Below are 7,323 nucleotides of genomic sequence, written 5' to 3'. Positions count from 1 at the left end.
TCTATGCTTTGGTTTTTCTTGGTTTGTTGTTGGTTTTCTTGCTTTTTAAGTCTTAATACGGCCATGTATTCTTCTCCATCTTGGGTTTTTGTTCCGCCTATTAATATTTTACCGTCGGGCTGTACTTGTACAATTTGGGCATCTAGGGATGGATCTATGATATATATGCCTTGGTTGGCAAAATTTATGTCCAATTTGCCTTCTGGAGTTAATTGTAGAAGTTGATTTTCTCCTTGGGTGGTTTTGGCGTGTATTAGCACTTTGTCGTCAGACAATATTTGGTAGGTAAATGTACTGATCTCTAATATCGAATTTAAGTCTACTTTTCCGTGGGTTCCATAGCTTAGATCTGGATCTCCATCGGGTAAATATCTTTCTAGTTGGGTCATACTTTTGGACAATATTTTATGGTCTGACTGTACTTTTATAGGACCCCCTTTAAAGGGGGTAAATGTTTGGTCAATAGATCCATTGGAGTTAAAACGTCTAATATAATCTGGAATTAGCATGCTATTAAGAGATCCATCTGAAAAAAATTTTCCTTCTACTAACAATTGATCGCCTTGCAATGCTATACTCTGGATTTGATTTTCGTCTTGTGCATTTATTAAAAAATCTTTGTCAAAGGTAAAGGTATTATCTAAGGTCCCGTCCGGGTTATTTCTATATATATTCTGTTCTGCTACTAACAACCCTACCGCGCTAGGAAAATATTTTTTTCTTATAAATATATATTTCCCATCCGCTTGAATTGCTAATACATCCGAATGATTGCTACCTCTATCCATGGAAGGCGTGCTATTTAATAGTAATCCATTATTAGTATAACTATTGATATAAGTTCCAACAGTTTTAATACTTCCATCCATGGAATTAATTTTTAAAAAACCATTAGAATAAAAAATGTTTTGCCCTAGACTTAATGGTGAATACTCATTTTTTATAGGATTAAATCCTGAATCAAAGCTACCGTTTTCTAACAACCTCCATATGGTTGATGAGCCTAGCAATAATTTATTATCCGGTTGAACTCCCATAGTGAAGATGCTTTGCTTTTCAGAAGGTATAGGATAAATCATTTTTCCGCCTTTACCAAAAGTTAAAATAGGGTTTCCTCTTTGATCAAATTTATATAATGTTAATCCATATGTTTCCTCTCCATTGTATCCACCTATGGCAAGTATATTACCATCTTTAAGTTGTATGGTTCCAATAACATTACTTTCTGAAAGTGTTTCTTGAAAATTAGTTAAATTTATTTTACCCTGATTTCCAAAATCAGTATCTACTGTACCGTCTGATTTCAGAAGAGATAATGCGCCTTTGTACATAACTTGATTAGGGAAATTTAATTTTATCCCTCCCAAAGAACTTGCAGATATTAAAAATCCTCCACCTGAAAGCTCTAAAACACGATTATAGTTCATATAAACAGAGCCAATTTCTGGTTCTGTCAAACTACCGGTGGACCCATTAGCATTGGGATTAAAAATAGTATCAATATATTTTAATTTACCATCCGAAGAAGTTTTAGTAAAAATCATACTTGGAAAAGTTAAACCATCATCAAATTCATTTAACCCCAGTATTGAGCCGTCTTTACAAATTTTTATTTTTTGTAAATGAGCATTTATATTAGAGCCTGGTGTTACTCTTACATATTTAATCACGGAGATACCTTGACTACCCTCTCCAAAATTTGTATCTAATATTCCTTCTGAAGTATATTTTATGAGATAAGAAGCCGCTTGATTTAAATTATCATATCCAGATACTGTAGCTCCTATGATTATTTTTCCATCGGGTAAGACTAAAATATCTTCTATAGTTCGATAAACTACAACATTATCAGAGGGTCGTTTTACTTCTTGGGGTAATGGAATATTAATTGCTCCATTATTTCCAAAAGATTGGTCTATCTCCCCTTCGGAAGTAATCCTAACAAATTTCCCTCCGTTTAAGGCTAATATCAATTGATTCCCCTGCATGGAAGCTCCTATATAGTTAGCATCAATTTCTTTGGAAAAATTATAATCATTAGAAACGGATAAGATTCCTTGATTTCCAAAAGACGTATCATAACTTCCGTCAGCCAAAAAACAATGAATGGTTAGAAGATTGGGATTTGTACTCTTTTTTATTCCTATTATTTTATGATCTGCTCTTTCAAAAATTCGATCTAGCGGTATTCGTATTCTTCCATTTTTCCCAAAACTGAAATCTTGCGTATAATCTTCATTTATTCGTATAACTCCTGTAGTTCCTGATATAAGTATTTTTCCATTGTGTAATTGAACATAATCGGTGGCAAATTGTTTGTCTCCTTTTAGTTGGTGTAGGGCCATACCTTGGTTACCATAATTGGTATCTACCTCATATTGTTGTGCTTGGAAGAAGCTAAACAAAAATATACATACGAACAGAGTAAATTTTTTTTTCATAAGTTAGTTTAAATTGAGTTGTAAAGATATTAATAATTTATATTAAGTTAAAAATATGATTCTTAAAATCTTATCGTTTTTTAAGTGTGCTTTAGATATTTGAATAGATTAGATATCAATTTCAACATTACCTAAATGATCAATGGTATTCAATGATACTTTTTCTAGTTGATTTATAGATTGCTCCTGATAGTTTTTTGTTACCCGCACATAATTTTCTGTGTAGCCATACATCTTTCCATTTTTATTTTCATGTTCCCAAAGAGCCATTTTAACTTTTCCTAACTGAGATTCATAAAAAGCTTGCCGTTTTTTTTCTGAAAGTATTTTTAACATTTTGTTCCTTTTTTTTCTTTCCGATATTGGAACAATGCCTTCCATTTCAATAGCTTCTGTATGATCTCTTTCGGAATAGGTAAAAACATGTAAGTAACTAACCGGTAAATTTTGAAGGAAAGTATAGGTTTCCATAAATTTTTGTTCTGTTTCCCCGGGGAAACCCACTATTACATCCACACCAATACAGGCATCTGGTAAAAGCTCTCTAATTTTATAAACCCGATCTTCATACAGGTTAGTGAGATATCTTCGTTTCATTTTTTTTAATATATCATCGCTTCCGGATTGCAAGGGAATATGAAAATGGGGAACAAATTTTTTAGATTTACTTACAAATTCAATGGTTTCATTTTTTAATAAATTGGGTTCTATGGATGAAATCCTAATTCTTTCAATCCCTGAAATTTTATCTAATCCTTGTACTAAATCTAAAAAAGTATGTTCATGTTTTTTATTGCCGTATTCTCCCTTTCCATAATCGCCTATATTTACTCCTGTTAAAACAATTTCTTTAATATTTTTATCGGAAATTTCTTGGGCTTGCGATAGAACATTTTCTAGGGTGGACGAACGAGAAATTCCACGGGCTAAGGGTATGGTACAATATGTGCATTTGTAATCGCAACCGTCTTGTACTTTTAAAAATGCTCGGGTTCTATCTCCTATGGAATAAGAACCTATAAAGAAATCGGCTTGGTCAATTTCACAAGAATGTATTTGAGTTTCTGACTCCTTATGAATTTCTTGAAGATACTTATGAATATTAAATTTTTCTTTTGCTCCTAAAACCAAATCAACCCCTTCAATTTTTGCTATTTCCTCGGGCTTTAATTGCGCATAACAACCTATAATACAAACAAATGCTTCAGGATTTATTTGCAAGGCTCTTTTTACAATGGTTTTACATTCTTTATCTGCATTTTCAGTTACTGAACAGGTATTAATTATATAAATGTCAGCAGCTTCTTCAAATAATACTTTTTGAAAACCTTCCTTAAGTAATTGTCTTGCAATGGTTGAGGTTTCTGCAAAGTTTAATTTACACCCCAAAGTATAAAAGGCTACTGATTTATTTTTCTCTAACATGGTACAAATTTAATATTTTGCCATAAAAAAATCAGTAGCCTTATTTTTTTATTTGTTAATTTAATTATTTTCTACCCTTCTTCCATTTAAAGGCTGTATCGGTCTATTATTACTTTTGGGTAAATGTTTTGCGATATCTTCTATCTCATGTTCAGACATTAAAATAGGGTTTTTAAAAATAATCCAAGTGACATTTTCTGCACAAGGGGGTGTAGTTAATGATCCTATATAAGTATAAAAAGTTTTATCTTTAGGATATAATTTTTCAGGATTGAATGACACATGTACCTCTTGGTTTTGTTCTTTACCTAAATTTTTAAAAACCTTTAATCTTTCAAAATATGAGTTTTCATCCCCCTCTTTAACCATCACTCCAATCACCAGTACCTTACCATCCATTGACCTATGCACAAAATGTAATTCTAAAGGATAACGCACACCATCAATTGTATGCTCTGATTCTTCATGAGCATGAAACTGTGCCAAGGTAAAGTCTTGACCATTAAAATTAATCGAACTTCCTTCTTTAAAATCAAATTGCAGAGAATGTCCATTATCTTCTATCTTTTCAATCTCACCAGAACCGTATTGAAATTTCAATTTTGGTAATTTCTTGTTCTTTGTGGATTTATAAATATCTATGGGAGATTGATATTTTCCTTTTCCACATTGTTCATTCCCTTTAATCTCTCCCCAATGTTCCGGTGATTCAGATCCCTCGTATCCCCAGTGATGTTCTTGAGAGTTTGAAAATGAAAAGGAAAGTATTCCTACTAAAATAAGTAATTTTTTCATATTTAATTTTATTTTTAATTGGCATTCAAATTTATGAAACCTATTAATTAAATATGATATTAATTTTCTAAATCTATAATGGATTTATAGGAATAAAATAATTAAACAAAAAAACAAGAATAGGAATATTCTTGTTTTTTTAAATATTAATGAAATAAATTAAAACATAAATCCTAAGGTGAAAAATATATCATGTCCATAGGGGGAATATTTATCTTGTATTAATTCATAATTTAACTGCAAAAGAAATGTCTTTAAATACAAACCACCACCTACTGAAAAGGCTGGTATAAAGTGATTTTTAGTTGTTTTAATATTACTATTAGAATACTCTTTCTTTTACCAATTATTCATGACTTCAGGCTTAGCGCTTAAAACTATCCATTTTAAAGGAAAATAATTAGCAAAGAGGTTAATGCCTAGCATGTTTTCTATATACTTATAACTATCAAATTCAAAATCCGTAAATAAATCATATTGATTGTTGGATTTTCCATATCAATAACCAATTCCCGCTCCCACAATAAAATTATCAGTGAATCTATATCCTACCTGCGGAGAAATTCCAAGAGACCAGTAATTATTAGATACACTAAAACTAAAATCTCCACCATAGACCATTTTTTGAGAATCAAATTTAGAAATGTTTTGTGATTTAAAATTTGATATAAATAATTTTATACATCAATGTTTGCATAAACCGCATTCTTTTCAATAAATTCTCTCCTCGGAGGTACATCGTCCCCCATAAGCATTGAAAATATTCTATCAGCTTCCGACGCATTATTAATCGTCACTTGCCGAAGTGTTCTTTGTTGAGGATTCATTGTAGTATCCCAAAGCTGTTCAGCATTCATCTCTCCTAAACCTTTATATCTTTGTACTGTAAATCCTTTGCCTTGTGAATTTCCAATTTCAGCAGCAATTTCTTCCCTATGTTTATCGTCCCAAGCATAATACTCTTTATTTCCTTTTTTAAGTAAATATAGCGGAGGTGTTGCTATGTATATATACCCTTTCTCAATCATTTCTTTCATATAACGGAAAAAGAAAGTAAGTATTAAGGTTGTGATGTGTGAACCATCTACATCGGCATCTGTCATAATCACAACTTTATGATAACGTAGTTTGGTAAGATTGAGCTCCTTTGAATCTTCTTCAGTACCTACGGAAACTCCTAATGCTGTGTATATATTTTTTATTTCTTCGCTCTCAAATACTTTATACGTCATGGCTTTCTCCACATTAAGTATTTTACCTCTTAAGGGTAGTATGGCTTGAAAGTTTCTATCTCTACCTTGTTTGGCAGTACCTCCTGCGGAATCTCCCTCCACCAAAAACAGTTCGCTTTCTTCAGGTTTCCGTGATGAACAATCGGCTAGTTTTCCTGGTAAACCGCTTCCGCCTAAAGGGGTTTTTCTTTGTACTAATTCTCGTGCTTTTTTTGCCGCTTGCCTTGCTTTAGCCGCTAATAAAACTTTTTGAACGATTTGCTTAGCTTCATTGGGATGTTCTTCTAAATAGTTCGTTAGCATTTCGGATACTATTTTATCCACGGCTGAACTTACCTCTGAATTTCCTAACTTAGTTTTTGTTTGTCCTTCAAACTGTGGTTCCATAACTTTTACGGATATCACAGCAGTCAAACCCTCACGAAAATCATCTCCAGTTATTTCAACTTTTTCCTTGGCTAAATTAATATTTTCATCTGCATATTTTTTTAGCGTCCTTGTTAAAGCTCTTCTAAACCCTGTAAGGTGGGTACCTCCTTCATGGGTATTAATATTGTTTACATAAGAATGTATATTTTCTGTATAGGAGGTGTTGTAACGCATGGCTACTTCCACAGGTACTTCATCTATCTCTCCTTCCATATGGATAATTTCTTCCATCAAAGGCTCTCTATTTCCATCTACGAATTCTACAAATTCCTCCAATCCTCTATCAGAGAAAAATGTTTCAGACTTTTCTGTTCCATCTTCTTCTAACTCTCTTTCATCTGTAAGAGTTATTGTAATTCCTTTATTTAAAAACGATAATTCCCTTAAACGGGTTGCCAAAGTATCATAATTAAAAATGGTTTGGCTAAAAATGGTAGAATCCGGTATAAAATTTACTTTGGTACCGGTATGTTCTGAAGTTCCTATTTCTTCTACGGAAGATTGTGCTACCCCCTTAGAATAGGTTTGTTGGTATTTTTTTCCGTTACGGTTTACAGTAGCTATAAGTTGTGTAGACAAAGCATTTACACAGGAAACTCCCACACCATGCAAACCTCCGGAAACTTTATAAGAATCTTTATCAAACTTACCTCCTGCTCCAATTTTAGTCATTACCAATTCCAAGGCTGATAATCCTGTTTGGGTATTTATATCCACGGGTATACCACGTCCATTATCTTTGACTGTAATTGAATTATCCTTCCCTATAATTACATTTATTGTATTACAGTAACCGGCAAGTGCTTCATCAATAGAGTTATCAACCACTTCATATACTAAGTGATGTAAACCTCTTATCCCTACATCCCCTATATACATGGACGGACGCATACGAACGTGTTCAATACCTTCTAATGCTTGTATACTATCGGCTGTATATTTTTGTTCGCTCATTTTATATTATGTGAAAATTTTGTATTAAATAATTTTTAGGTATTTAC

5 protein-coding genes are annotated in these 7,323 nt (G+C 32.4%); all 5 read right to left on the bottom strand.

Features of this window, described 5'->3' with window-relative positions; all coding sequences use genetic code 11:
* Window positions 1-2,441 (bottom strand): NHL repeat-containing protein (locus ETU10_RS08310; protein WP_146311383.1); only part of this gene is annotated, 2,441 nt, incomplete at its 3' end.
* 108 nt (window positions 2,442-2,549) lie between these two features.
* Window positions 2,550-3,866 (bottom strand): tRNA (N(6)-L-threonylcarbamoyladenosine(37)-C(2))-methylthiotransferase MtaB, encoded by a 1,317-nt coding sequence (mtaB, locus tag ETU10_RS08305; RefSeq protein WP_146311381.1) that lies wholly within the window; start codon window positions 3,864-3,866, stop codon window positions 2,550-2,552.
* A 60-nt stretch (window positions 3,867-3,926) separates the two neighbouring features.
* A complete protein-coding gene (locus ETU10_RS08300; protein WP_146311379.1) occupies window positions 3,927-4,661 on the bottom strand; it encodes a carbonic anhydrase in 735 nt (244 codons plus the stop codon).
* Window positions 4,662-5,159: 498 nt separating this feature from the next.
* On the bottom strand, window positions 5,160-5,282 hold the full coding sequence (locus tag ETU10_RS11360; RefSeq protein WP_260391907.1) for a hypothetical protein: 123 nt from the start codon (window positions 5,280-5,282) through the stop codon (window positions 5,160-5,162).
* Between the two features lie 56 nt (window positions 5,283-5,338).
* A complete protein-coding gene (gene gyrB / locus ETU10_RS08295; RefSeq protein ID WP_146262470.1) occupies window positions 5,339-7,276 on the bottom strand; it encodes a DNA topoisomerase (ATP-hydrolyzing) subunit B in 1,938 nt (645 codons plus the stop codon).
* Window positions 7,277-7,323: the final 47 nt, after the last annotated feature.

This window comes from Apibacter muscae (genome assembly GCF_007845595.1).
GTDB lineage: Bacteria > Bacteroidota > Bacteroidia > Flavobacteriales > Weeksellaceae > Apibacter > Apibacter muscae.
Note: the sequence above shows the minus strand (reverse complement) of the source record. Positions and strands in the feature narration are given on the sequence as shown.

Excerpts from the sequence above, each read along its gene's own strand:
- mtaB (WP_146311381.1), bottom strand. The coding sequence starts at position 3,866 with ATGTTAGAGAAAAATAAATCAGTAGCCTTTTATACTTTGGGGTGTAAA.
- ETU10_RS08300 (WP_146311379.1), bottom strand. The coding sequence starts at position 4,661 with ATGAAAAAATTACTTATTTTAGTAGGAATACTTTCCTTTTCATTTTCA.
- ETU10_RS11360 (WP_260391907.1), bottom strand. The coding sequence starts at position 5,282 with ATGGTCTATGGTGGAGATTTTAGTTTTAGTGTATCTAATAATTACTGG.
- gyrB (WP_146262470.1), bottom strand. The coding sequence starts at position 7,276 with ATGAGCGAACAAAAATATACAGCCGATAGTATACAAGCATTAGAAGGT.